The following is a 24,927-nucleotide window of genomic DNA, read 5'->3' on the forward strand; positions in this document are numbered from 1 at the left end:
GGGACTCCTTAGACGTCGAAGTCGACGGTAACTTCTTCGCTGGTGGGGTGGGACTGGCAAGTGAGGACGTAGCCCTTGTCCAGCTCGTCCTGTTCAAGGGCGTAGTTCTCATCCATGGTCACGGTACCGGTGATCAGCTTGGCGCGGCAGGTGCCGCACACGCCGCCGGCGCAGGCGAACGGAACGTCAGGGCGGACGCGCAGCGCTGCGTTGAGGATGGATTCGCGGGCGTGCGTGGGGCTGGCGACGTCGCCGGTGAGGCCGTCCAGCGTGAACGTGATCTTGTAGGTGTCCTGCGACTCGTCCTCCACAACAGGACGGCCGGCGTTGCCTTCAGGGCGGTCCGGTCGGCCGGTGGTGAACAGCTCAAAACGGACGTGTTCCGGCTCCACGCCGCGGGCGGCGAGGGTATCCCGGCACAACTGGACCAGCTCGAACGGCCCGCACAGGAACCATTCATCAACGTCCTCGGCGTGAATCGCCGAAGACAACAGGGCCTGCAGCTTCTCCGAGTCGATGCGGCCGGTCATCAGCGGCGCGATCCGCTGCTCCCGGGACAGCACATGGTGCAGGGCCAGGCGAGTGGGGTACTTGTCTTTCAGGTCCGCCAGTTCCTCCAGGAACATGACATCCATGGCGGCCTTGTTGGCGTACACGAGGTCGAAGGTGGTTTCCGGGTTGGCCGCCAGCAGCGTGCGCGCAATCGCGATGACCGGCGTGATGCCCGAACCCGCGGCGATCGCCACGAAGTTGCCCGGCTCCCCCGCCAGTTCCTCCGGGTGGTTCATGGAGTTCATGACGTTGTGCTGGACCGGTGAACCGTCCTTGCCGTGCCGCGAAATGAACGCACCCTGCGGGCTCATCACATCCAGTACGTCCCCGGCCTTCAGTTCGGCATTCGCCCACGTGGAGAACAGCCCGCCCAGGTCCTTCTTGATGGCCACCCGGATCTCGCTGCTGCCGTCCTCGAAGCTGCGCGGCTCTGCGCAAATCGAGTAACTGCGCCGGACCTCGTGCGGCTCACCGTTCTCGTCCGGAAGCGTCGTGCGCAGGGCGACGTACTGGCCCGGGAGGTAGTCATACTGGCCGGCAAGTTCCGCCGGGACACCGAACGTGACCTCAATGGCATCGTCCGTGAGGCGCCGGACTTCCGCGACGGTCAGGTTGTGGAAAGACGCACGACGGCGGCTGGCCGTCTGTGTTTCGGTGGTCATGGCTGCTTCCTTAAAGGACTTTGAAGTAGTCGAACGGTTCCTTGCAGTCCTGGCAGACAAACAGCGCCTTGCAGGAGGTGGAACCAAAGCGGGTGAGTTCCTTGGTATTGAGCGAGGAACACTGGGGGCATTTCACGGCCAGGCTCAGGCGGACGGGACCGGAATGGCCGCCGGCGGCAGCCCTGCCGCTGGGCGGAGCAATCCCGTACTCCTCCAGCTTGGCCTTGCCGGATTCGGTCATCCAGTCAGTGGTCCACGCCGGCGACAACACCAGGTTGATGTGGACGCCCGCGTAGCCTTCCTTCTCAAAAGCCTTGCGGAGATCGTCGCCAATGGCGTCCATCGCGGGGCAACCCGAGTACGTGGGCGTGATGGTGACCTCGACGGCGGTACTTGCCGGGCCGCCGTCGGGAGCGCCCTCATGGTGGGGTGCCTCCGTAACGCGGACGCCGCGCAGGATCCCCAGGTCCTCGATGGTGAGGACCGGGATCTCCGGATCGCAGACCGTGGACGCGATGTTCCAGGCCTGCTGCTCAGCCTTGCTGAGCGGCTGCGTTTGCGCCTGCGTTTGCGCCTGCGTTTGCGAGGGGGTTGCCACGCTGGTCACCAGCTCGCGCCGGGGTGCTCGCGGGCCAGGACCTGCATTTCGGCAAGGATGTAGCCCATGAACTCGGAGTGCTTTCCACGCCGTCCTCCGCCGGGTGCCTGCGGGACACCTGGAATGTCCAGTTCAGCCTCCGTCATGATCTGCCCCGTGAGGCGATCGAATTCGGCACGGAGGGAGGAAGGCTGGACTGTCACACCGGCTTCGGACAGGCGGGTGGTGAGTTCATCGTCCTCGAAGAGTTCGTCCACGTACGGCCACACGAGCTTGAAGCCCTGGATGATGCGGGCGCGGGACTCATCCGTGCCGCCGGCAAGACGCAGCACCCACTGGGCACTGTGGTCGCGGTGGTAATCCACTTCCTTGACAGCCTTGGCAGAGATGGCGGCGATCGTGGCGTCCGTGGACTCCACCAGCCGGCTGTACAGCCCGTACTGGTAGAAGCTCACGATGAACTGGCGGGCGATGGTGACAGCGAAGTCACCGTTGGGCTGCTCAAACAGGTGCGCCGAACGGAACTCGTGCTCGCGGCGGAAGTAGGCGAGGTCGTCCTCCGACTTGCCCCATGCGGCTCCGGCGTAGGTCAGGAAAGAGCGTGCGTGGCCCAACTGGTCCAAGGCGATGTTACCCAGGGCGATGTCTTCCTCGAGCTCCGGGGCACGGGAAATCCAATGGCCCAGTCGCTGGGCGAGGATCAGGCCGTCGTCGCCCAGGCGAAGGGCAAACTCAGCCACATCCTCGTCGGGCTTGACCTGGCCGCGGCTGATTTCCAGCGCGATGTCCTCAGGACGCAGGGCGTTGCCCGGCGTGATACGCGTTGCGCTGGCCGAACCGTCACCGGAAGCTCCGGCTCCGTGAACGCCGACGGAGATATCGCCGTGGCCTTCGATTGCGAAGTCAGTGTCTTTGGTGGTCACGTCTTTAGTGGTCACAGGTGCTTCACGCCTTCGCTCTTGGTGTAGTAGGTGGCGTGGCGGTAATCCTTGCCCTGCGGGGACTCGAAGAAGGCACCCTTGGCATCGGGATCACTGGAGGAAATCGCCTCGGCCGGGACAACCCAAATGGAGACGCCCTCGTTCCGGCGGGTGTAGAGGTCGCGGGCGTTCCGGAGGGCCATCGCCGCATCCGGAGCGTGCAGGGAACCTGCGTGCACGTGGGACAGGCCGCGGCTTGAACGCACGAAGACCTCCCACAAGGACCACGGGTGCTCTTCCTTGGCGCCGCCGGGGGTGCCGGCCGGGCGCGCGGCGGGGGCCGTCGTCGTGCTTTCTGCGTTCGTAGCCGCCACCTTGGGGGCTTCGCGCTTGATCTCGCTGGCGGCGCTTGCCGGTTCTTCCGGGTTACCGTGGGGAGCCATTATGCTGCGTTCACTTTCTCTGCTTGCTTGCGGGCGTACGCCACTGCTGCTTCCCGAACCCAGGCACCATTTTCGTGTGCCTCGCGGCGGCGCTCGATGCGCTGCGAGTTGCAGGGACCGCGGCCGGCCAGGACTTCCTTGAACTCGTTCCAGTCCAGGGGTCCGTGCTCCCACTTCCTGGTTTCTTCGTTGAAACGGATGTCTTTGTCCGGGAGGGTCAGGCCCAGGACCTTGACCTGCTCCACCATCATGCCGACGAAGCGGCTGCGAAGCTCGTCGTTGCTGAAGCGCTTGATGTTCCATGCCATGGACTGCTTGGAGTTCGGTGAATCATCATCCGGCGGGCCGAACATCATCAGAGACGGCGCGTACCAGCGGTTCACGGCGTCCTGGGCCATCTGCTTCTGCGCAGGCGTGCCGTTGGAGAGCTCAAGCAGGATCTCGAAACCCTGGCGCTGGTGGAATGACTCTTCCTTGCAGATGCGCACCATTGCGCGTCCGTAAGGACCGTACGAAGCCCGGCACAGGGGCACCTGGTTGCAGATGGCGGCGCCATCGACGAGCCATCCGATGGCCCCCATGTCCGCCCAGGAAACCGTGGGGTAGTTGAAGATGGAGGAGTACCGGGCCTTGCCGGCAATCAGGTCTTCCATCATCTGGTCCCTGCTCTGCCCCAGCGTCTCTGCTGCGGAGTACAGGTACAGGCCGTGGCCTGCCTCATCCTGGACCTTGGCCATGAGGATGGACTTGCGCTTCAGGCTGGGCGCGCGCGTGATCCAGTTGGCTTCCGGCTGCATGCCGATGATTTCCGAGTGTGCGTGCTGCGAGATCTGGCGCAGCAAAGTCTTGCGGTAAGCCGCCGGCATCCAGTCGCGCGGTTCGATGCGCGAGTCCTCCGAAATGATGCGCTCAAAATACGCCTGTCCGGCTGCCTCCCGCTCCTGCTCTTCCGGGGACAGCTCAGCGGGCACTGACTGCAGATTCTGCGATGCCATGGTTGCTCCTAATAAATTACCGACCGTTCGTTCAGAATATGCGGAGCGGATGATCTCAGTCAAGCGTTCACCGGAAGGCAGCGTCAGCGGTTTATGACTGTTCCCGTGGCCTGGCGTTGTTGACAAGGCTCCTGAGATTCCCCGTGTTAACTTGGGGTGGGGCCTCAACCGCCCCACGCCAACGCAAGAAAAGAGCCCTACGTGCAATCGCCCCAGCCCTTCCGAATCCTCACCGTCTGCACCGGAAACATCTGCCGCTCCCCCGTGGCCGAGAGGTTGCTCCAGGCTGGGCTCAACCAGGTAAGTCCGGGATCATTCGAGGTCCGCAGCGCCGGCACGCGGGCCATGGTGGGCGAACCCATCCAGCCCCTTTCGGCACAGATCATCAGCACCTTCCGCGGAACTCCGGACGATTTTGCGGCCCGGCAGCTCACCCAGAAGATCCTCCGGGAAACGGATCTGGTGCTGGCCATGACGTCCAAACACCGCGGCGAAGTACTCCAATTGGACGCATCGCTGCTGAAACGCACGTTTACGGTCCGCGAATTTGCGCGCATGTTGTCCGTCCTGGAGACCCGCGACGGCGCTCCCGCCACCGGGAATATCGTGGACTTCTGGCGCGACCTCCCCGCCCGCGCAGCATCTGTCCGGCACCTCGCGCTCCCGTCCGATCCTGCCGACAACGACGTGGTAGACCCCTACCGACGAGCGGAAGAGGTCTACCACCAGATGGAGGATCAGTTGGCCCCGGCCATCCTGGGTATCCTCCGGTTCGCGCGCCTTACGGCGCCGGCCTAGTTATCAGCTGCTAGTTGAGGGCGATCACCAGCATCTGGTTGGTTCCGGGGATGCAGGTCTGCAAGACCACCGCTGGGAATCCGCCGAACACTGCTGCCACATCATTGGTGGTGCCTGGGTTGGGCACTTGGCCCCTGCCCGTGGCCGTGAAGGTCCCGTACCCCGGAATGGAAACCGTCTCACCAACACCGATCCCCGAGAACCGGGCCCATCCTCCGCAGAAGTCGTGCTCGGTGATGAACACGGCGTAGGCGTTGGTTGGCGTGTAGTTGATCGGGCCGATGCACGCATCCACCAGTGATTGTCCACCGGCACCGGCCACGTAGATGGTACGCACAGCAGGGGCAGGAGCAGGTGCCGGTGCCGGCGCTGCCACGACGGCAGGGGCGGCTGCGGCCTGGGCCTGCGCAACCGGGGCCTGCGCAACCGGGGCCTGCACTGCCGCCGGCGGGGCGACGGGCGCAACAGGCGGTCCAGTGAGCTTCAGGACCTGGCCCGGCACGATTACCGAATAGGCACCCAGGCCGTTCGCAGCCAGCATGGCGTTGACGTCCACACCGAACCTTGCGGCAATGGAGCCCACCGTGTCACCGGATGCCACCGTGTAGAGGTTGGGGTCACCGGCCGGAGGGGCGGGTGCAGCTTCGGCGGCCGGCGCGGGCTCGGCAACAACCGCGGGGACGGCGGCCGGTGCGGCCTCTGCGGGAGGTGCCGCAGCCGGTACCTCTGCGGCCGGTGCCGCCGCTGCGGGAGCTGCCTGGGCGGCCGGTGCGGCGTCCGCGGATGGTGTCGAAGCTGCGTCGGACGACGGCGACGCCGCCGGCGCCGCCGCTTGTTCATTCGACACTGATTGTTCGACACTGGCCGGTTGCGTGGCCCAATTGACCACCCCGAAAAGCAGCGGGATCAATGCCAGTAATGCAAGAACGGCGCCGGCAATCATGAGCTTGGATTTACTGAACGGCGTATGCCGGACAACGCCATTGTTCTTACTAAGGGAAGTTTGAAGATCTACATCATTCATGTTCATGGGAACTCCGGGACTCCATGGCTTGGACCGCGCGTGGGAGCCGTTGTGGCCCAGGTGCAGAAAGCGCAGCTATGTATAGGGAGGAGCACCGCCGCACTACGGCGGGGTGCGGTCCACCGCTGAGCCGGAGGAACGGAATTGCAATAAACCCCTGCGAATTCAAATATAGGAATTGGGCATTGCCGGCTGCACGAGTAGGAGATACTCGACTTTCCCTGCAAGGGAAGCGCGGCGCTGTCAGGTATTACGCAGTTTCCGGGAACGGACTACTTGGCAGTACTCAGGTCCCGGTTGATGGGACGTTGGCGGGGAGAGCTGCAGCCTTGCGCGCTTCACAGGACATTTATTGTGCCCTGAACGGGTGTTTTCAGCGTATGCTCTCCTCAGCGCAGCTAAGACGGCGTCGTTCGCTTTTGGTGGGGCCACTTTTGAAGGCAGGGGTTCAGTGGCGGGAGTGAAGCACGAGGTTCTTTCGAAGCGCTCGTGGTCGGGACGCGGAATGCCGTTCTTCCTGATTGCGGTTGCCTTCTGCGCAGTACTGCTGGCCGTTGGCCTGGCAAGCGGAACCGGCACCAATACAGCCCAGCTCGCAGGTGACCTGGCGATCCTCACAGCCGTCCTGACGGCACTGACGACCCATACACGCGCAGCCCTCAAACAGCCGGTCAACGCTACGGGCCGCTGGTTCGTTGTGGCGGGACTGGCGCTCTGGTCTGTCGGCCAAGGCATCTGGACTTTCAACGGCATCACCCTCGACCACGACTACCCTTTTCCGTCGTTCGCCGACTTCGGTTTTGTTTGGTACGCGGTACCGGCCTCCATTGGCTTGGTCCTGCTTTTGCGCGGACAGGGTTTGCGGCTGCCTTTGCGCCGGGCCATCCTCGACACGGGGGTAGTGGCAAGCTCCACGTTCTTCATCGCATGGAGTTCTGTCCTGGGTCCGCTGGCCGGTGCCAAGGACAGTGACGCCTTTGCCCGGATAACACAGATGGCCTACCCCATCGCAGACGTCCTTATGGTCTCCGTGGTCATCGTCCTCACCATGCGTGCGGCCCGGGGGCGCAGACTGCCGTGGCTAAGCCTTGGCATCGGTTTCTGGATCCTTGCCCTAACGGACCTCGCCTACATGCGGCTCACCCTGGAAGGCATTTCAGGTGTCACAGGATCGCCCTTGGCGCTGGGGTGGGTAGTAGCCTTCCTGCTGGTGGGCATAAGCCCGCTGGTGCCGGAAACCGGCAGCAATCGCAAGGACGGCCGCGGTTATGCCGCCGCCCTTGAGCTGCTCCCCTACCTCCCCGTTTTCAGTGCCGTGTTCTTCTCCCGGACCGGCCCCATCGGCGCCGACCCCGTCCTGCTAGTCACCGGCCTGGTGGTCCTGGGGTTCGTCATCGTGCGCCAGGTGCTGATCGTCGTCGAAAATGTGACGCTCACACGCGACCTCGAGTCGAAAGTGGCCGAACGCACGGCCGAACTTGAGGGGCTGGGGGCGATCGTCAATTCCTCCGGCGACGCCATCGTCGGCGAAAGCCTGGACGGTGTCATCACCAGTTGGAACCCCGGGGCCGAAAAAATCTTCGGGTATCCGGCCTCGGAGGTGATCGGCAGGAAGGGCGACTTCTTCATTCCGGCAGCTGCGCAGGAGGAAGAACGCCGGGCAATGGACGTCACAGCCCGGACCGGGGACGTGCAGAACTACGAAACGCAACGCCTTCGCGGTGATGGAACCACCATCCCTGTTTCCGTCACTCTCTCCCCTGTACGGAACGCGTCCGGGATACGCGGAGTGGCCTTCATTTCGCGTGATATCACTGAACGCAAAGCCGCCGAATCCGAACTTATGGCCGCGCGGGAAGCCGCGTTGGAAGCAAGCAGACTCAAATCCGAATTCCTGGCCACCATGAGCCACGAGATCCGGACACCACTGAACGCCGTGATCGGGCTGACCTCATTGATGATGGACACGCCGCTCAGCGAAGGCCAACGGCAGTACGCCCAAGGTGTGAAGGGAGCCGGCGAAGTCCTCCTCACGCTGATCAACGACATCCTGGATTTCTCCAAACTCGAAGCCGGGAAAGTGGATCTGGAAGTCACCGCCTTCGACCCCCGGGCACTCGTGGAAGAAGTCGCCGGACTCGTGGCCGAGGCCGCACAAGGCAAAAATCTGGAACTCATCTCCTACTGCCATCCCGATGTTCCGGGACGGCTCATGGGCGACTCCGGCCGCATCAGGCAGATCCTGGTGAACCTCTCCTCCAACGCCGTGAAATTCACCCCGTCCGGAGAAGTCGAAATCAAAGTCTCCGTGCTGGGGACAGATGCCGGTAACGCCTCGCTGCGCTTTGAAGTCCGTGACACGGGAATCGGCATCAGTGCCACCGACCACCACCGCCTGTTCGATTCCTTCGCCCAGGCAGATGCTTCAACTACGCGCCGCTACGGTGGAACCGGGTTGGGGCTGGCCATATCCCGGCGGCTCACGGAAGCCATGGGCGGCCGCATCGGTGTGGACAGTGAGCTGGGCAACGGCAGCAAATTCTGGTTCGAACTGGAACTGCCCATCGGACCGCCGGCCTCGGAAACTCTCACCCTGCCTGCTTCCCTGGCGGGCAAGAGGGTGCTGGTGGTGGACGACAACGCCACCAACCGCCTCGTGCTGGAGACCCAGCTGGACAGCTGGGGTATGACGCCGGTGGCTGTGGCCGATGCGTCCTCCGCGATGACCGAATACCGCAACGCCGTCCTGGAAGGCCACCCCTACGACATCGCCGTGGTGGACATGTGCATGCCGGACACCGACGGTCTGGAGCTGGCACGCCTCATCAACCATGAAAGCACCAACCCCGGAACACCCGGGATCATCCTGCTGACCTCCACCATGTTGGTGGACAAAGTCGATCTGGCAGCAGCCGGGATCCGCGAGTACCTCACCAAACCCGTCCGCAGTTCCGAGTTCTACAACCGGCTCCTTCGCCTCATGGCCACCAGAACCATGCGTGCCCCCGCAGCACCGGCACCCTCAGCGGCCGCTCCGTCCGCCGAGCCGGTAGCACGGCTGGGAAAACTGCTCGTGGCAGAGGACAACGAGGTCAACCAGCTGGTGGCACGCGGCATGGCGAACCGCCTCGGTTACGGCGTGGACATCGTCGAAGACGGCGCACAAGCCGTGACGGCGGCCCTCACCGGGAACTACGCGGCGGTACTCATGGACTGCCACATGCCGGTCATGGACGGCTTCGACGCCACCCGCGCCATACGCGCCCGCAACGGGCATTCGGCCCGGATCCCCATCATCGCCATGACGGCCGGAGCCCTCAACGAGGACCGCGAGCGCTGCTTCGCTGCCGGCATGGACGACTACATCAGCAAACCCGTCGACCTCACTACTCTGGGAACCGTACTGGCGCGTTGGGTGCCGCAGTTGGAAGAACCGACGACGGCGGAAGCCGCCGCTGCTCCCACACCGCCCGCCGCCGGGGTGCCGCAGCCGGCGGAAGCACCGCCGTCGGACGCGGTTGTTCTCGACACCGGGAGGCTCCAGATCCTCCGCGAACTAGGACCCGACGACGGCGTGGGCCTGCTCCCGGCGGCCATCGAGGCCTTCCGGCAAGATGCCGGCGGCACGGTGGAGACACTGCGGTCAGCCATCGACGCCGGGCAACCATCCGCCGTCGAAGCGGCCGCACACAAACTTGCAGGCGCAGCAGCCAACATCGGAGCCGTGGGCGCCGCAGCCTTGTGCCGGGAACTGGAAACCCTTGGCCGGGAGAGCAGACCGGAGCTGGTCGCTGATGGAACGCGGCTGCTGGAGCGGCTGACCGCAGAACTGGCAAGGGTTGACCATGCCCTTGAGCGCATCTTATTGGGAGCCCTATGAAGATCCTTATAGCGGACGACGACCAGATCTCCCGCATGATCACCAAAGCGGCCGTGGAACAATCCGGGCATGACTGCATCGTGGCCGTGGACGGCGACTCGGCCTGGCAACTCTTCCAGGAGCACAGACCGGAAGCCGTGGTGACGGACCTGATCATGCCCGGGCTCAACGGGCTGGACCTCTGCCGTGCCATCCGGGCAGCGGAGAAGGACAGGTACACCTACGTCATCCTGGTGACCTCCCATGGCTCGCGGAAGGACGTCCTTGCGGGAATGGAAGCAGGAGCCGACGACTACGTCACCAAACCCCTGGACCCGTTCAGCCTGCACATCCGGCTCCTGGCCGCCCAGCGCATCACCTCGTTGCATGCGGACCTGGCCCGTTACCGTTCGGCCCTGACCGAGCAGGCACGCACGGACCCCCTCACCAAGGTGCACAACCGGCTGAAACTCTCCGAGGATCTGGGTGAGCTGCACGACGGGAGCCACGGCTACTGCCTGGCCATGGTGGATGTTGACAACTTCAAAAGCTACAACGACATCTATGGCCACCAAGCCGGGGATGCCGCGCTGGTGGCCATCGCCGCCACCCTTTCCGGCGAAATCCGGGCCACGGACGCCGTGTATCGGTTCGGTGGGGAAGAGTTCCTGTTGCTGCTCCGGGAACAGACGGCCACTACCGCGGAAACGGTCATGGAACGCGTGCGCTCAGCCGTGCACGATCTGCGGATCGAACACTCCGGCGACCCCGACGGCGTACTGACCATCAGCGCGGGAATCGCCGCTTCCTCGGGGGGCCACCCCGCCGGAACCGAACAGCTCCTGCGGGAGGCCGACCTCGCCTTGTACGCAGCCAAAGCTGCAGGCAGGAACAGGGTGGCCCTTGCCCATAACTTCTATGCGGAATGATCTGTGCGTGGCTGTAGCTGCCGGCTAAATCCGCCGGCCAGGATCCGGTCCTGGCGCAGGGTCAGCATGTTCCTGTTTGTATGGTGTTGTTTCGTTTGATGTTGCTGGTGCCGGGTGCCAAGTGGATATCCCCTGCTGCACACGCCCTGTTGTCGGTGGCGACCACGTTGGTGATCGGGCCTTGAGCGCCGAAGTCGCCTATGTGGATGGCGTCGTAGCTGCCTTCGGGGAGCACGTGACCGAATTCCAAATCGTGGATGTAGTTGCCGCTCAGGATCACCCCAGTGACTGCCCCGGTGCGGTTGTCATAATAGCCGGTACGGATACCGTACGGCGCCCCATAGAACTCGTTATCGGCGACTTTCAGGTTATAGATCGAGTGGTTGCCGACCGCTAGTTGCATGCTGCTGCCCCGGTGTCCGCCCCGGACCGTGTTCCCGATGTAGTTGATGTCGTGAGTGGTTCCATCGATGGTGTGGGCTACAAGGCCGTCGTCACCGTCGGTTCCAACGCGCTGGTCGATGGCATTGCTGATGACATCGCCGAAGGATGAGTCCAGGACGTGAATGCCGTCAAGCTGGTCATATTTGCCGCTCGTGACCACAACGGTGCTGCTGTTCGTAACACAGAACTTCGTGGTCCCGGCGGCGGCGATGGAGTATGTGAACGGGTTCTTTACATGCACCCCATCCACGAGGTTGTTGGAGCCGCCCCGGATGTCCACGACGTACTCGCTCAAGCGCCCGTCCAAACTGTTACTGGCTGGGAGGGTGTTGCCTGAATGGTCCGCCGTGAGGTTCGTGATCGTGGTATTCGTGGCGTAGTTGGTGGTGACAATGGGGTAACCACCGTACGGTCCTTTTGTCGACAGGAAATCCGGGCCTGCTTTGAGGATCGTGGCCGGGCCTGCGCCCTCCAGTTTCACATTGTTCGCCATTCTGAGCTTGCCGTTGATGATGTAGGTGCCTGCTACAAGTTTGACGACGCCGCCCCCGGCTGCTCCTGCGGCGTTGATGCGGTTTTGGATGGCGCTTGTGTCGTCCCCGGCATCGTTGACGGTAGTAGTGACTGTGTAGGCTCTGGTGGCGGTGCTGCCTGTCGCACCGCTCTTGGTGCATGCCGCATCCGCAGTTGTGGCCGTGGGAGCTGCTGACAGCGAAAATGCCCGACCGGCTGTTGCTGTCGCCGTCGCCGTCGCCGTAGCAACAGGCGCCCCGGCCATGGCGAGTGAGGCAACTGTGGCCGCTACCGCCAAAGCGGTCCACCGCCGTCGTGGTTGCGCCCCGGTACGGCGCATCGGCAGTCCCAATTCAATGTCAGCAGTTCCCACTGCGATCCCCCAAAGTGTCAAGACGCTCCGTCGGCGCCGTTCGCCGGACTCTGCGTATGGACACACTCGCCGGGCAAAACGATGAACCTCGTCCCGTGGATAACGTCAGTGAAGTCACCATCCGGCATCGGCCCCGGGAACAAAGTAGCTTTCCGGTTTCCGTGGAATCCCGCCGTCGGGAAAGAGCGCCTCTACCTGGGAGGCGTACTGCCTGATCCGACGCTGTTTCCCGGCAAGCCCGTCGTCCCAGGACCAGGGCTCGTATCCCAGCTGGTTCATGAACCGTGAATCGTGTCCGGCCTGGAGGTCGTAGGGGAAATCCGAGTACATCACCAGCCTGTCCCGATGGTCCGTCCCCAGTTGGCGGGTAATCAGATGGTCCACGTGTTTCCCCACGCCAGCCGGGCAGAAGAGCAGCTCCGCCTGAGTCTCCGCCAGCAGCGTGGCGACGGTGGCTCCGAGCGAGCGGATGAGCCCCTTGTCCCCACGCGAAACCCTGCCCTGGGCGATGTCGAAGCGGTAGGTGGGGTAACGGTGGGTGAACTCCGGAAGGAGCCGGTCCCATGCGCTGCTCCCCCACCGCGCCGGCCGCCGTCGACGCCGGAAGAGGGCATCCACGGCCCCGAGGTGAAGGGACTGAACGCCCATGTCCGTCAGGACCTCCCGGTCCTCACTTTGCCGGGCCCTGTAAAGGCCACCGGCGTCCCCCACCACGCATTGGCGCAGGAACGACCCCGCAGCCCTGGTGTGCGGGCCGGGATCTGCGTCGGAGAACAGCGTGGCCACCACTATTTGGCGGCCACGGGCCTGGGCTTCCATCAGCGCTCCGCAGGACAACACGGCATCGTCGAGGTGAGGGGAAAGGACCAGCCAGGGCGCATCCCCGGCCATGGACCGTTCGATCCTGTTAAGGAGTTGCACGTCAAGCCCCTTCCCCGGATGCGGTCGGTTTCAGGGTTGCCACCGCGTCCTTGTACGCTGCAGCCTGGCGCTCGGCCAACACGTCCCAGTCATACGCAGCGGCGAACCGGCGTCCCTCTGCTGCCACCCCGTCAAGCGCCGGCTCCGTGTATCGGAGGGCGATCTCATCAGCCAGCTTGGCGACGTTCAGCGCTTCGACCAGCCAGCCGACACCCGTCGGGACGATCTCACGGAGGCAGGGGATGTCGAAGGCAATCACGGGGGTCCCCACCGCCAAGGCGTCGATGGCAACCAATCCGAAGGTTTCGTGCCGGGACGGCACCACCACGAGCCGCGCATCGCTCAGCGCCTGGAACTTTTCGTCACCTGACAACCATCCGAGCATCCGCACGCGTCCACACAGTCCCGTCTCCCGGATGCCTTCGCGGAACCTGGCTTCATCCGGACCCGTGCCGGCCACCAGCAGGTCGCCATCCACCCGGTCACAGCATTGCGCCCAGGCTTCCAGGAGGAGGTCCAGGCCTTTGTGGCCGTACTCCAGGCGGCCAATGAACATGACGTCCTTCCCCCGATGTGGAATGGGTTTCCACGCGGCCGGGTCCACGCCATTTCCGATCACGTCCACGTGGAGGCGCGGATTCAGCTGCGTCAACCGCTCCGCGATTCCCTGCGAAACAGAGATGAGCCTCCGGTGCGAGCGCACCCCCAGCCGCTCGAGCCAGTGCAAGGGGAGTTTGTACTGCCGCGCCTTCTCCCTGGCATGGAGCCACTGGACAACCCCGATGGTGGGGCGCCGGGTCCAGAGCGGTGCGGCCATCGTTGAGAAGGGGGCAAAAAAGTCCTCCACCACCAGGTCTGTCTTCCCGTGCCTCCTGAGGGTTTCAAACGGCAAACACAGAACATACGCCAGGAGCCTGGACAGCCGGTTGCGGCCTTCCCCGAGGCCAATGGGGACGTAGTGGACCCCGTCCTGGACACGCTCTTCCCATCCTGGATACCGGGTGGTGAGGACCGTTACGTCGAAACCCCTCGCCGCCAGCCGTTGGTTTATCTCGTGGGTCCTCACGGATCCTCCGCCGGCTCCTGGCATGCGTGGATCTTCGAAGCCCAGATGCAGTACTCTCATCTATTTTTCCGTTCCGTAGCTTTTGGAGGGCTCACCGATGTTGGTCATCGCCGCCTGTTCGAGATCAGCCGGTTCGACAAACCAGATGGTCGTTTCGCCGTTGGTCGGGCCCGGCGTCGAGACCAAGGGCCTTGCATGCTCCTTCAACCAGGCGAGCATGGTGGGATTGGCATAGCCGTAGCCTTGGCTGGTGGGTTTGGATTGGGTCAGGATGTAGCTGGCCCCGTTCTGCTTCATCAGGGGCGCCGAAGGCCAGATACCAAACCGCGGGTCATCCAGATAGGCGAAGTGGCCTGTGCTGTTGGTGACGCTGATCCGTGCGTCCGCTGGCAGGTTCGCCTGCACCCAGTCGTTGGACCGGACGAAGCCGTTGTCCACCGTCAATTCAGTCCGAAGACCCAGCACCACGGTCAACGCCACGAAACAGACGCTGACGACGCCAAGGGTTCTGCGTGCGCGGTGGTATCTCTCTTTGAGCTCCACCACCACAATGACCGAACACAACGCGCCGGCCACCATGACGCCGTACCCGTACTGTTCCTCAAAGGTGCCAAACCCCGCGCTGTAGACGCCGGCGGCTCCCAGGGCCAAGCCGCCCAGCCCGACCAGTCGCCTCCCGGCATGATGGCTGAAGCACAGGACGAGTCCCACCAGCGGGCACAGGCCCAGCAGAAGATAGCTCGTGCCGAAATGCCCGCTTTGCTCAATAAGGCGCGACACCAAGCTCGGTGATCCCTCAGAAGTGAAGCCGGTGGTCTTCTCCACACCGGACATGCGCACCAGCCCGTGGGTCTTTGCCCACACCCAATCGGAAAAATGACCGCCGGCGGCAACCACCAGCAAGTAGCTTGCATAAGGCAGTACGCCGAAGACTGTCAGCACCAGCGCTTCCCGCCACGGAAGGGTCTTCTTCCACACAACGGCGGCCAGCACGGGAGCCAGCGTGCAAATGAAGAAGAAGTCCTTGCACAGGATGGAGTACCCGAACAACAATCCGGCAGCCATCAATCTGAGGAACCATCGCGCCCTGCTCCCAGGCTCGCGGGCGCCCACAAGCAACAACATCCCGGCCAGCGCGGGAACCATGGCAGATGTCTCAAGGAAGGCGTGGCTGTTGTTGCGCAGGATGAACGGTTCAAAGGCCAGGAGCACGGCGGTAAGCCAGGCAGCGGTCTTCGTGGCCAGATGGCCGACCAACAAGAATCCGAGCCCCACGGTGACAGCCCCCAGAACGCCGTTGAGCCACCGTAGCTGCAGCGTCACATCGATGATGTCCCCGAAAATGCCTAACACCTTGATGACTCCCGCTTCAAGCAGGAAATATCCGGGCGGATGCAGGAAGAACGGCCCGTCCGGCAGCGTGGGAAACATGCCGTTGCTGACCGACTCCCCCAGCCGCACATACAACATTTCATCCACCCACAACTCGAAGCCGCGCTCCAGCCCCAGCGCCCGGACACCGAACGCTGCGACAACAACCCAGCCGACTGCCAGTGATTTATTGGACGCTCCTCTTCTGATCCAGGCCGGCAGGCGCCCCGCGCGCCGGGATCCCGTGTGGTTGGACCGACGGCCGGAACTCCTTCTACGGGCACCCTGAGTGCGGCGGCGGAAAAACTTGAAGTCGTTCCTGTGGGGCAGCAAACCGCGCTGGTGTGCCAACACAGCGACCCCGCTGATCATGGCGGGCAGAAGCCAAAGCAGTGGCTGCAGGTGGGCGGCCACGCCGAGGACCACGATCAGGGCGACCGCCAGGATGGCAAAACGGCCTGCTCCCTTTCCGGGGTTGGCGTTGGCCAGCACAGGGCGGGCCAGAACAGCCATGACCAAGGCCGCCGACACTGCCCCGGCCGCGGCACCTGCCGCCATGCCCGGTACCCTGTTCAACTCCCATCCAACCCAAAGCCCGCCAACCAGCAAGAGGCATGCACATGCGAGGCCCAGTTGGCATCGGCGATAGGCGCGCACAGCCAGAAGGATCGTGGAAAGCACCATCAGGACGGCATAACCGAGACCTGATGCGGCCAGCCACGGGAGGAGGTCAATGGAACCGTGGTACTTCCGGGGAATCACCAGGCCGGCCAGCAGAGGCGGTGCCGTGGCAATGATGGCAAAGGCCACCACGGCCAACTGCCCGAACGAGGAAAAGGCTCCGGCAAGAATCCGGCCAACATCAGCGCCAGGGCTCCGCAACAAGGGGAATGCCACCAGCGCGGTTCCGGCCGCCACATAGACGGGCCCCTTGGCCAAGGTGGAGAGGGCCTGGAACCCAGCCGCTGCCACCGATCCCTGGTCCAGGAAACCAACCACCACCACGTCCATGCCCACCAGCACAGACACGACGCAGAGAACTGAGGCGATGTCGCTGGTTTCCGCCCAACGCCATTTCTCACGCAGCACCCTGGGACGCCAGCGCAGGTCACGGTAGAAAGCCGGCGGTACCACCAAACCCGCCAAGGCCCCCACCGCGAAGCCCGTCACCGCGCCCCCGGCACCCCAAGCCAGCACGGCCACCACCAGGCTGACAAGCAGCCTGACCACAACCTCGGCCACGGTTCCCACGGCGTACCACGTAAAGCGCAATTCGCCCTGGAGCCATCCGGCAGGCACCGCCACCACAAAAATCGTGAAGGAGGCCAAGCCGACAGCAAGAGCCATGGAGGGAGTACCAATGACGAGAGTGAGGCAGCCTGTCACGATGGCTGCCACCAGCCCTGCCAGACACGACACAAAGACCGAGAACGACAAACCATCCCGCCGCCCCTCCGAGCCCTCCGCGTGAACAGCCACGGTGTGGGAAAGAGGAAGGGGAACCAACGCAGCGGCGACGATGCCCACAATGCCTACCAGCATCGCGGCCGCTGCGAACAGGCTGTAATCAGTGGTTGGAAGCAGGGCCGCCATCAGCAACGTGCAGGCGTAGCTGACCACCCCGACTACACCGGCCGAGACCGCAAGAAGGCCACTGTTCTGCGATACATTCGTGCCTTGGTCCGGCGTTCGGTTGGCGCGGCCGCCTGTGTCCGCCTCCCGGGAAGGGAAAGGTGCGGTGTCCGCGTCCACGGAGCTATTGGCCATCGATTACATCAGCCGGAGCAAACAGGCTTTCGGGTCCGGCAAGAAGCGTGTAGCGGCCCGCCTGGCGAAGTTCCGGATTGGCAACGCCAATGCTCTGTGCTGCAGCGAAAGCCTCGAATTCGTCGCGTCCCTTCATCAGGATCGCCACGCGCCCGTCACTGCTCAGGGCTACTTCATCGGTAGGCCGCAGAATCGACTTGAGGGATGCTCCGTGCGGCAGTTCGAAACGAACCAGGGTGGAGAGATCCGAGTGACAGGCCCGGGGATCTCCACCGTCCCGCCGCAACTTCTCCTCTTCCAGCAGCACCCCCGTGAGCAACCTGGTGCTGCGCTCCCAAGTGAAACAACGGGCCCACTCACGGCACTCATCCGCAATGTCCGTGAAACTGCCCGGCTGGGACAACGTGGCCATGACTTGAACCATGGTGCGGCCAATATCTGCAGGGTTGTCCACCAGCCAGCCTGTCCTGCCATCAACCACCGAGTCCCGTATTCCGGGCACGCGAAGCGCCAGGCAGGGAACTCCCCAGGCCGCGGCCTCAACCACCGAACAACCCCAGCCTTCGGAGGCCGAGGTGGAAGCTGTCAGCCAGGCCCTGCCCAGCAGTTCGTCGCGGACGCCGTCGGGCTGATAACCATGGAATGTCACTGCATGATCCAGGCCAAGATCCATCGCGATCTGCTGCAAACGTGCCCGTTCCGGCCCGTCCCCAACGATGTCCATCCTCAGGTTCGGAACGCTTCGTGCGGCAACGGCGAACTGGCCCAGCAGCAGATCCAGCCGCTTATGCGGCACCAAACGGCTGACGACGGCGACGGTTGGCTCAGTTGCCCGTGTGGCCACTGCCTTGGGGATGTCGATGGTGCCGTTCGGAACCACGTGGATGGGGCTTCCAAAGCCAAGCTTCCGCAATTCCAGCCGCGTTGACGGTGACACCGCAACCATCGAGCGCCGCCCGTAGACCCTCTTGGCTCCTGCACTCTCCAGGAACCTGCCCACGGCAGCCAACGGTGGAGAGAACCTGCTGCGGAACTGCTCCTGATGGACGTGGTGCACCAGCTGGATGATCGGAACATCCTTGGGCAGGAACAGCGGGGAAAAGAACGGAATCCCGTTCTGGCAATCCACCACGGCGTCAAACTGTCCGGCGCTGCGCAGGAGTCTGGCTGCGGTCTTTCCGTAGATGGACAGCGGTCCGCCGGCACGGAGTATCCGGATGCCGTCGATTGCATCCTCCGGCAACTGACCGGCGTCGCGCGCTGTGAACCAGGTGACCTTTACGCCGCTGTCCACCCACCTCTTGGATATCTGGTGCATGTATTGCTCGGCACCGCCGGCAAGGGAGTGCCGGATATCGCGCCAGTTGAGCACCAGCACCCGCTTTCCAGCAAGCCTCGCGGGAGAGTTCATGTCGGGCAGGGCAAAGGTCATGATGTTGCTTTCTGAAGTTGGATCACTGATGCGAAGCTGGCAACGCCATCGTGGAAGGGACGGAAAGTGGACTCAGCACCATCCGTCCAGGCCACGGGGAGTTCGATGATCCTCGCGCCGTTGTTCTGTAGCCGCAGGAGGAGTTCGACATCGAAGGCGAAGCCCGTGCTCCGGCACTGCACCATGGCCGCGGTGAGCGCGTCGCGTTCGAAGAACTTGAAACCGCACTGGGTGTCCTGGATCCCCTTGACCTTGGAGCGCGTCAATACCCGGAAGGCTGTGCCTCCCATCCGGCGTCCCAAATGCTGGGGCCGCACAAAGGTGGAACCGGGCGAATGGCGCGAGGCAATGACGGCGGCTGCGCCGCGCGAGAGATGGGCCATGGTCTTGCTGAGTGTTTCCAGCGGAGTGGCGAGATCGGCATCGAAGAAGCCGGTGAATTTCGATGTTCCGCTCAGCAGGCCACGGCGGACTGCCGCCCCCTTGCCCCGGCGGGCGCAGCCCACCACGGACACCGGCACGATGCCGCGCTGTTCACGGGAGATCCGGCGCACCACGGCGGCTGTCTCATCCACACTGCCGTTGTCCACCACCACGATGCGCGACGACCATGCCTGGCCGGCCAGGAAGTCGATGGTTTGGTGCAGGGTGTGGGGAATCCTGGCGGCCTCGTTGTAGGCAGGAATGATGACCTCAAGGTCCACGACGGACCGGCGCATGGATTCGGAGGGCCACCGGGGATGAGGATTCCCTCTCTTGCCGGGGTGAAAACTTTGCGGGTAAAGCGTGAACATCCGAACCTCCAACTTTCCGGGCACCGTACGAAATCGTGCTCGCCTATAAGCAGTGGGGGTGCTGCGCGAGTCATGACGCAGATCCGCGAGGATCTCCCGGGAGATGGGGTCGCTCCCGGCTTCCCCGGGACGTGCCCGGCGCTCTGAGCGAAATTGCTGGTTCAGTGTCGGAGCGCGTCTATAGAGTGGCCCCATGAGCCACATTTCTTCTGCATCCCCGGTAACCCGCGAAACTGTTCCGGAGCCGCCCGTTGCCAAGCGGGTTCCCACCCGGCGGGAACATCACGGCGATGTTTTCGTGGACCAGTACGAGTGGCTCCGGGACAAGGAATCACCGGAAGTCGTGGAGCACCTGAAAGCGGAGAACGCCTACCAGGAGGCCGTGACTGCGCACCAGGAGCCATTGCGCGAAGCGATGTTCCAGGAGATCAAGGGCCGCACCCAGGAAACGGATCTTTCGGTCCCCAGCCGCAAGGATGGCTGGTGGTACTACAGCCGCTCGGTGGAGGGCAAGGAGTACAGCATCCAGTGCCGCGTCCTGGCCCGGAACACGGGCGATCCCGTGGCGGACTGGACTCCCCCGGCCGTGGAGGCCGGCGTGGAACTGCCCGGCGAGGAAGTGCTCCTTGACGGCAACATCGAAGCCGAGGGCCAGCCGTTCTTCAGCGTCGGCGGCGCTGCCGTGACCGTGGATGGCAACCTCTACGCCTACGCAGTGGACAACTCCGGGGACGAACGATTCACTCTGCGGATCAAGGACCTGCGCACAGGCGAACTCCTTCCGGATGTCATTGAGGACATTTTCTACGGGGTTGCCTTCTCCCCGGACGGCACCAGGCTCTTCTACACAGTGGTGGACGAGTCGTGGCGGCCCTACCAGGTCAAGGCCCACGTCCTGGGCACGCCCGTCACCGAGGATGAGGTTCTCTACCAGGAGGACGACGTCGCCATGTGGCTGGGCTTCGACCTCGCCTCCGACCGTCGCCACCTCGTGCTCAGCATCGGCTGCTCGGAGTTCAGCGAAACCCGCCTGCTTCGTTTCGACGACTACGAATCCGGCCTCAGCACCGTCATTCCACGTGAAGAGCACATTCTCTACGAGGCCGAGCCCTTCCTCCTGGACGGCCGGGAAACCCTGCTCCTGACCCACAACAAGGACGCCATCAACTCGATGGTCAGCCTGGTGGACCCGGCGGAGCTCACCAAGCCCATCGCCGCGCAGAACTGGCGTACCGTCGTCGCGCATTCGGACGACGTCAGGGTCAACGGCGCAGGCGTGACCTCCACCCATCTGGTTCTTTCCATCCGCAAAGACACCATCGAAAGGGTGCAGGTGCTGCCGTTGGCAGGGCTGGGCACCCCGGCTCAGGGCGCACCCGTGGAGCCGGCCTTCGACGAAGAGCTCTACACGGCAGGCGTTTCGGGCTCGGATTATGAAGCCCCCGTGATCCGGATGGGCTACACCTCCTACTTCACACCGTCACGGGTGTACGACTTCGTCCTCCCCACTCCCGGGCTGCCCGATGGCCAGCTTCTGCTCCGCAAGCAAAGCCCCGTCCTGGGCGGCTACTCCTCTTCCGACTACGTGGCGACGCGCGAATGGGCAACGGCCGACGACGGCACCCGGGTCCCGTTGTCGGTACTGCGTCACGCTTCGGTACAGCCTGACGGCACTGCGGCGGGTCTCGTCTACGGATATGGCTCGTACGAGGTCAGCATGGACCCCGGATTCGGCGTGGCGCGGTTGTCACTCCTGGACCGCGGCATCGTCATGGTCATCGCCCATATCCGGGGCGGCGGCGAACTGGGACGCCACTGGTACGAGGACGGGAAGAAGCTCAACAAGAAGAACACCTTCACGGACTTCATTGCCGCAACGGACTGGCTGGCATCCTCGGGCTTGGTCGACCCCTCGCGTATTGCCGCAATGGGCGGCTCCGCAGGCGGACTGCTGATGGGCGCCGTCGCCAACATGGCCCCCGAAAAGTACGCTGCGGTGGTGGCGCAGGTCCCGTTCGTGGACGCCCTGACCACCATCCTGGACCCCGAGCTGCCTTTGTCCGCCCTCGAATGGGAGGAATGGGGAAACCCGATTACCGATCCCCAGGCGTATGCGTACATGAAGTCCTACACTCCCTACGAGAATGTGGGAGCCACGGCCTATCCAAAGATCGCCGCTGTGACGTCCTTCAATGACACCCGTGTGCTTTACGTTGAACCGGCCAAGTGGGTCCAGGCTCTACGCGCCACCTCCACTGGGACGGAGCCGATCGTCATGAAGATCGAGATGGACGGCGGCCACGGTGGCGCGTCTGGCCGCTACGTGCAGTGGCGCGAGCGTGCCTGGGACTACGCCTTCGTGGCCGACTCCCTGGGCGCCACGAAACTGCTTCCGGGAGCCGGCCTCAAGTAGCCCTTGAGCGGAGGATGGCGTAATACCCCGGGATCACATCCGGAACCGATGGGTTGCTCAACGGGCGGGTTTCGATGTTCGTCGCGCCGTCCTCCACAAGGTTCCAGTCCGCCGTCGGAAAGGCCTTGGCGCGCTGCGCCGCGCCGAAGCGGCCCGGCATTGGCAATCCGCGGATGGCCCATTCAAGCGGTGCAGGGATCGACTTGCGGGTAGCGCCGAGGTGGCTGACGTAGTCCACGGGGGTGCCGGGAAAGTTGGTCTCTGCCAGGAACACGCCGCCATGGCGTCCGACGACGGGCAGCAGGTTTGCCGCCAAGGCTGCACGTCCTTTGCGGTCCAGCACGTGCAGCACGCCTCGGATGAAGACGTTGGCGTCGCCGGTCCAGCCCGCCTTTTCCAGCGCCGTTGCGACAGTCTGCGCAGCGTCCGGTGCCGTCATGTCGCACACGGCGAATGCCGCCGTCGTGATGCCGGCTGACTCCTGCCGGGCGCGGTCGATGGCGTTGGCGGAGTAGTCGAGCCCCAGGGCCAGGGGGAAGTGCCCTGCGAGGAGCCGGGTGAAACTGCCGTTGCCGCATCCAACGTCCACCACAGCGAGGGCCGGGTCAAGTTTCGCCAGCTTGGGAAGGTAGCCGTTCAGTTCATGGTCGCTTCCCGAGTCCCAGAGGACATCGCCGCTGGCTCCCGTCGATCGCACGTTGCCCCAGTATTGGTCCCAGGCGGTCAGCGGATCCTTGGGCGCCGAAGAGGAGAGCCTGATGAGGCGTGGGATCAGCAGGTACTTCCTCAGCGCAGAGAGCATGCTCCAAATATAGGGTGCCTTATCCCTGCACCAGCCACTCCAGCGCTTCTGTTTCGGAGGTGAAGAATTTGGTGGGACACGGCGGCTTCATGATGCCCAGGAAGAAATTGGCAATGACCCGGTCCACCGGCGACGAACCCCAAAGGGCGATCCTGTTGGCTTGGCAGGGTTTGGCGAAGACGGAGCGGGCGCCGCGCGTGACGTCGTCCGTGGTTGCCATGTCCACAATCATGGGGTGGCGTTCCTGGCCGCACAGCTCGTTGACCCGGTCCATGGCCCGCTGTGCGTCCCCTTCCTTGATCCTGGCGCCGCGAGGCCAGGTAAGACGCAGAATTCCGGACTCTTCAAGCTCCAGCTCAAACATCACCTGCTGGTGTTCCGGCGGTGTGGCGGGTTGGTCCACGATGCTCCTCATCCGATTCTGTGCCACAGGCAGTGGGCTTCGGTGCTTCTTCAAGGCTGTCGAATCCGGAGGACAATGTAAAGGCGTGATCCACGACTCATCCAGCCCGTTTGCTGCGTGGCGTCCGTACGCCCCCACGCCGCTGATAGGGTGTTGCCACATCCGGAATTTACGTGGTTAAGCGTTGAAGGGAAGGGGCTCAGTGGGCCAGGACAATGCCGAAGTACAGCATTCCCTTTCCGCCGTGGTCGCAGATTCCGATGCGGACCGCCTGGCCGTGGCATCGGCGGCCCTCGCTGCCGCGGGCTTCCGCGTTCTTCCTGCCAAGGACGCCGGCGAAATCGCTTCGCTCCTCCAGCACGAGCGCCCCGCGGTAGTGGTAGCGGAAAGCTCGCTCGGGCAGTCCCTCCGCAATCCCGGGGTCCCGGTCCTGCTCCTCCTCGGTGAAGACGAATCGCTGGATGTGGAAGCCGTGGAGTCATGGCGGGTTGCCGACTACGTCATGAGCCCGGTCCGCGGGGGCGAAATTGTCCATCGGGTGCAGACCCTGATCGGCCGCGCCAGGGAACGCGCGCGCTCACGGGGCGAGGTCGAGGCCTTGCGCGAGAGCCTGCGGGGAGTTTCGTCAGCGATCCGGGAAACGAACGACCCCCAGCTGATCGCAGACCACGTCGTCCAGGGTTTCGGCGACGCCCTGGGTGTCGACCACGTCTGGTTCGCGACGTTCCAGGATGAACGGGTCCCCAGCATCCGCGCCCAATGGAGCCGCCCGGGACGCCAGATGCTTCCGGCAAGGCTGGGCGGCAGTGAGGGCGCCATCATGGAGGTGGCCAACAAACTATGGGCTGCGGCAGATGTGCTGGCCATTACCGACCACCGTGAGGACCCCGACTCGGCCATCGCCCAGGCCCTGAAAACCTGGTCCAACGAACTCAACCCCGTCTCTACAGTGCTGCTGCCTGTGGGCGAAGGCGCATCGGCCATGGGCATCATCCTGCTCTCCACAGTGGAGGACCGGCACGAATGGACCCGGCCCGAAATCGCACTCCTGCAGCACGTGGCCGGAAACGTTGCGCACGGACTCATCCAGGGAAACCTCATCAGCGCACAGCAGCGTGTCCTGCACCAGCTGCGGCAACTGGACAAGGCCAAGACTGACTTCCTGGCCACCGTGAACCACGAGCTTCGCACCCCGTTGACCTCCATCACTGCCTACCTGGACATGATCCAGGACGGTTCAGGTGGCCCGGTTCCCGAGGGCATCAACAGGATGCTGGACGTCATAGCCCGGAACTCCAGCCGCCTGCGGAAGCTCATTGAGGACATGCTGACGGTATCGATGCAGGACGGCAGCAACCTCGACCTCAAACCGGTGGACATCGCCAAGCTCCTCCAGGTTGTCGTGGCGACGCTGAGGCCGCTGGCAGAGTCCCGCCACGTGTCGGTGTCTGTCACGGAGGGCCCCGAGGACATCGAAGTCACCGCGGACGAGGCAAAGCTGGAACAGGTCTTCACGAACATCGTGGCCAACGCCATCAAGTTCACCCCCGAGGGCGGCCGGGTGGGCATCAGCAGCGCCGTGTCCTCTTCCAAGGATGGCGGCCGGGCAGCGTTGGTAAAGATCGCAGACAACGGCCTTGGTATCCCGGAACACGATCTCCCCCATATCCTGACCCGTTTCTACCGCGCTTCCAATGCCACCTCGGCAGCAGTTCCCGGCAGCGGCCTGGGCCTGGCAATCGCACATGACATCATCAGCCGCCACATGGGACGCATGGTGTTTGACTCCACCCTCGGCTCCGGGACCACGGTGTCCGTGGAGCTGCCCGTCGGCGGACCTTAGGTTTC

Annotated in this window: 19 protein-coding genes; 5 read left to right on the top strand and 14 right to left on the bottom strand. The window is 63.9% G+C overall.

Annotated features, from left to right (window positions below):
* Window positions 1–8 precede the first annotated feature (8 nt).
* Genes paaE through paaA form a run of 5 tightly spaced genes read right to left on the bottom strand, consistent with a single transcriptional unit; the run spans window position 9 to window position 4,170 of the window.
* Complete coding sequence (gene paaE, locus JMY29_RS15435) at window positions 9–1,214, bottom strand: 1,2-phenylacetyl-CoA epoxidase subunit PaaE (RefSeq protein WP_018776921.1); 1,206 nt, start codon at window positions 1,212–1,214, stop codon at window positions 9–11.
* 10 nt (window positions 1,215–1,224) lie between these two features.
* Complete coding sequence (paaD, locus tag JMY29_RS15440; RefSeq protein WP_272932230.1) at window positions 1,225–1,821, bottom strand: 1,2-phenylacetyl-CoA epoxidase subunit PaaD; 597 nt, start codon at window positions 1,819–1,821, stop codon at window positions 1,225–1,227.
* A complete protein-coding gene (paaC, locus tag JMY29_RS15445) occupies window positions 1,818–2,735 on the bottom strand; it encodes a 1,2-phenylacetyl-CoA epoxidase subunit PaaC (protein ID WP_189075452.1) in 918 nt (305 codons plus the stop codon). The genes paaD and paaC overlap by 4 nt, the downstream gene beginning before the upstream one ends.
* An 11-nt stretch (window positions 2,736–2,746) precedes the next feature.
* Window positions 2,747–3,175, bottom strand: coding sequence for a 1,2-phenylacetyl-CoA epoxidase subunit PaaB (paaB, locus tag JMY29_RS15450; RefSeq protein WP_039242708.1), 429 nt, complete (start codon window positions 3,173–3,175; stop codon window positions 2,747–2,749).
* Window positions 3,175–4,170: a 1,2-phenylacetyl-CoA epoxidase subunit PaaA gene (paaA, locus tag JMY29_RS15455; RefSeq protein WP_189075366.1), complete on the bottom strand. Its 996-nt coding sequence runs from the start codon at window positions 4,168–4,170 to the stop codon at window positions 3,175–3,177. The genes paaB and paaA overlap by 1 nt, the downstream gene beginning before the upstream one ends.
* A gap of 201 nt (window positions 4,171–4,371) precedes the next feature.
* Between paaA and JMY29_RS15460 the strand changes: the two genes are divergently transcribed.
* Window positions 4,372–4,968 carry an arsenate reductase/protein-tyrosine-phosphatase family protein gene (locus tag JMY29_RS15460; protein WP_018776926.1) on the top strand — a complete coding sequence of 199 codons (597 nt, stop codon included), beginning with the start codon at window positions 4,372–4,374 and terminating at the stop codon, window positions 4,966–4,968.
* Between the two features lie 10 nt (window positions 4,969–4,978).
* Here the strand turns inward: JMY29_RS15460 and JMY29_RS15465 are convergent, their stop codons facing one another.
* The gene (locus JMY29_RS15465; protein ID WP_189075367.1) at window positions 4,979–5,998 is read right to left on the bottom strand and encodes a LysM peptidoglycan-binding domain-containing protein; all 1,020 of its coding nucleotides are present in this window, start codon (window positions 5,996–5,998) and stop codon (window positions 4,979–4,981) included.
* 361 nt (window positions 5,999–6,359) lie between these two features.
* On the opposite strand from JMY29_RS15465, the gene JMY29_RS15470 reads away from it, so the two are divergent.
* Window positions 6,360–9,872 (top strand): hybrid sensor histidine kinase/response regulator, encoded by a 3,513-nt coding sequence (locus tag JMY29_RS15470; RefSeq protein WP_229778567.1) that lies wholly within the window; start codon window positions 6,360–6,362, stop codon window positions 9,870–9,872.
* Window positions 9,869–10,780, top strand: a complete 912-nt coding sequence (locus JMY29_RS15475; RefSeq protein WP_189075368.1) for a GGDEF domain-containing protein — start codon at window positions 9,869–9,871, stop codon at window positions 10,778–10,780. The genes JMY29_RS15470 and JMY29_RS15475 overlap by 4 nt, the downstream gene beginning before the upstream one ends.
* Window positions 10,781–10,841: 61 nt before the next feature.
* Here JMY29_RS15475 and JMY29_RS15480 read toward each other — a convergent pair whose 3' ends face one another.
* From JMY29_RS15480 to JMY29_RS15505, 6 genes are all read right to left on the bottom strand, one after another.
* Window positions 10,842–12,110 carry a right-handed parallel beta-helix repeat-containing protein gene (locus JMY29_RS15480; protein ID WP_064721456.1) on the bottom strand — a complete coding sequence of 423 codons (1,269 nt, stop codon included), beginning with the start codon at window positions 12,108–12,110 and terminating at the stop codon, window positions 10,842–10,844.
* A gap of 114 nt (window positions 12,111–12,224) precedes the next feature.
* Entirely contained in the window at window positions 12,225–13,031 is an 807-nt protein-coding gene (locus JMY29_RS15485; RefSeq protein WP_018776931.1) for a PIG-L deacetylase family protein, read from the bottom strand.
* Between the two features lies 1 nt (window position 13,032).
* Complete coding sequence (locus JMY29_RS15490) at window positions 13,033–14,157, bottom strand: glycosyltransferase family 4 protein (RefSeq protein ID WP_079580918.1); 1,125 nt, start codon at window positions 14,155–14,157, stop codon at window positions 13,033–13,035.
* The gene (locus JMY29_RS15495; protein WP_189075369.1) at window positions 14,158–17,220 is read right to left on the bottom strand and encodes a glycosyltransferase family 39 protein; all 3,063 of its coding nucleotides are present in this window, start codon (window positions 17,218–17,220) and stop codon (window positions 14,158–14,160) included.
* A 4-nt stretch (window positions 17,221–17,224) separates the two neighbouring features.
* On the bottom strand, window positions 17,225–18,667 hold the full coding sequence (locus JMY29_RS15500; RefSeq protein WP_189075370.1) for a glycosyltransferase family 4 protein: 1,443 nt from the start codon (window positions 18,665–18,667) through the stop codon (window positions 17,225–17,227).
* Window positions 18,664–19,386, bottom strand: coding sequence for a glycosyltransferase (locus tag JMY29_RS15505; RefSeq protein WP_018776935.1), 723 nt, complete (start codon window positions 19,384–19,386; stop codon window positions 18,664–18,666). Before JMY29_RS15505 ends, JMY29_RS15500 begins: the two co-directional genes overlap by 4 nt.
* A 268-nt stretch (window positions 19,387–19,654) precedes the next feature.
* Between JMY29_RS15505 and JMY29_RS15510 the strand changes: the two genes are divergently transcribed.
* The gene (locus JMY29_RS15510) at window positions 19,655–21,874 is read left to right on the top strand and encodes a S9 family peptidase (protein ID WP_189075371.1); all 2,220 of its coding nucleotides are present in this window, start codon (window positions 19,655–19,657) and stop codon (window positions 21,872–21,874) included.
* Here JMY29_RS15510 and JMY29_RS15515 read toward each other — a convergent pair.
* Window positions 21,867–22,676: a class I SAM-dependent methyltransferase gene (locus JMY29_RS15515; protein WP_189075372.1), complete on the bottom strand. Its 810-nt coding sequence runs from the start codon at window positions 22,674–22,676 to the stop codon at window positions 21,867–21,869. The two genes, JMY29_RS15510 and JMY29_RS15515, sit on opposite strands and share 8 nt — an antisense overlap.
* Before the next feature lie 19 nt (window positions 22,677–22,695).
* Window positions 22,696–23,079: a DUF7793 family protein gene (locus JMY29_RS15520; RefSeq protein ID WP_039242755.1), complete on the bottom strand. Its 384-nt coding sequence runs from the start codon at window positions 23,077–23,079 to the stop codon at window positions 22,696–22,698.
* A 202-nt stretch (window positions 23,080–23,281) separates the two neighbouring features.
* On the opposite strand from JMY29_RS15520, the gene JMY29_RS15525 reads away from it, so the two are divergent.
* Window positions 23,282–24,922, top strand: coding sequence for an ATP-binding protein (locus JMY29_RS15525; protein WP_189075373.1), 1,641 nt, complete (start codon window positions 23,282–23,284; stop codon window positions 24,920–24,922).
* Window positions 24,923–24,927 lie beyond the last annotated feature (5 nt).

It is taken from the genome of Paenarthrobacter nicotinovorans (assembly GCF_021919345.1).
Lineage (GTDB): Bacteria > Actinomycetota > Actinomycetes > Actinomycetales > Micrococcaceae > Arthrobacter > Arthrobacter nicotinovorans.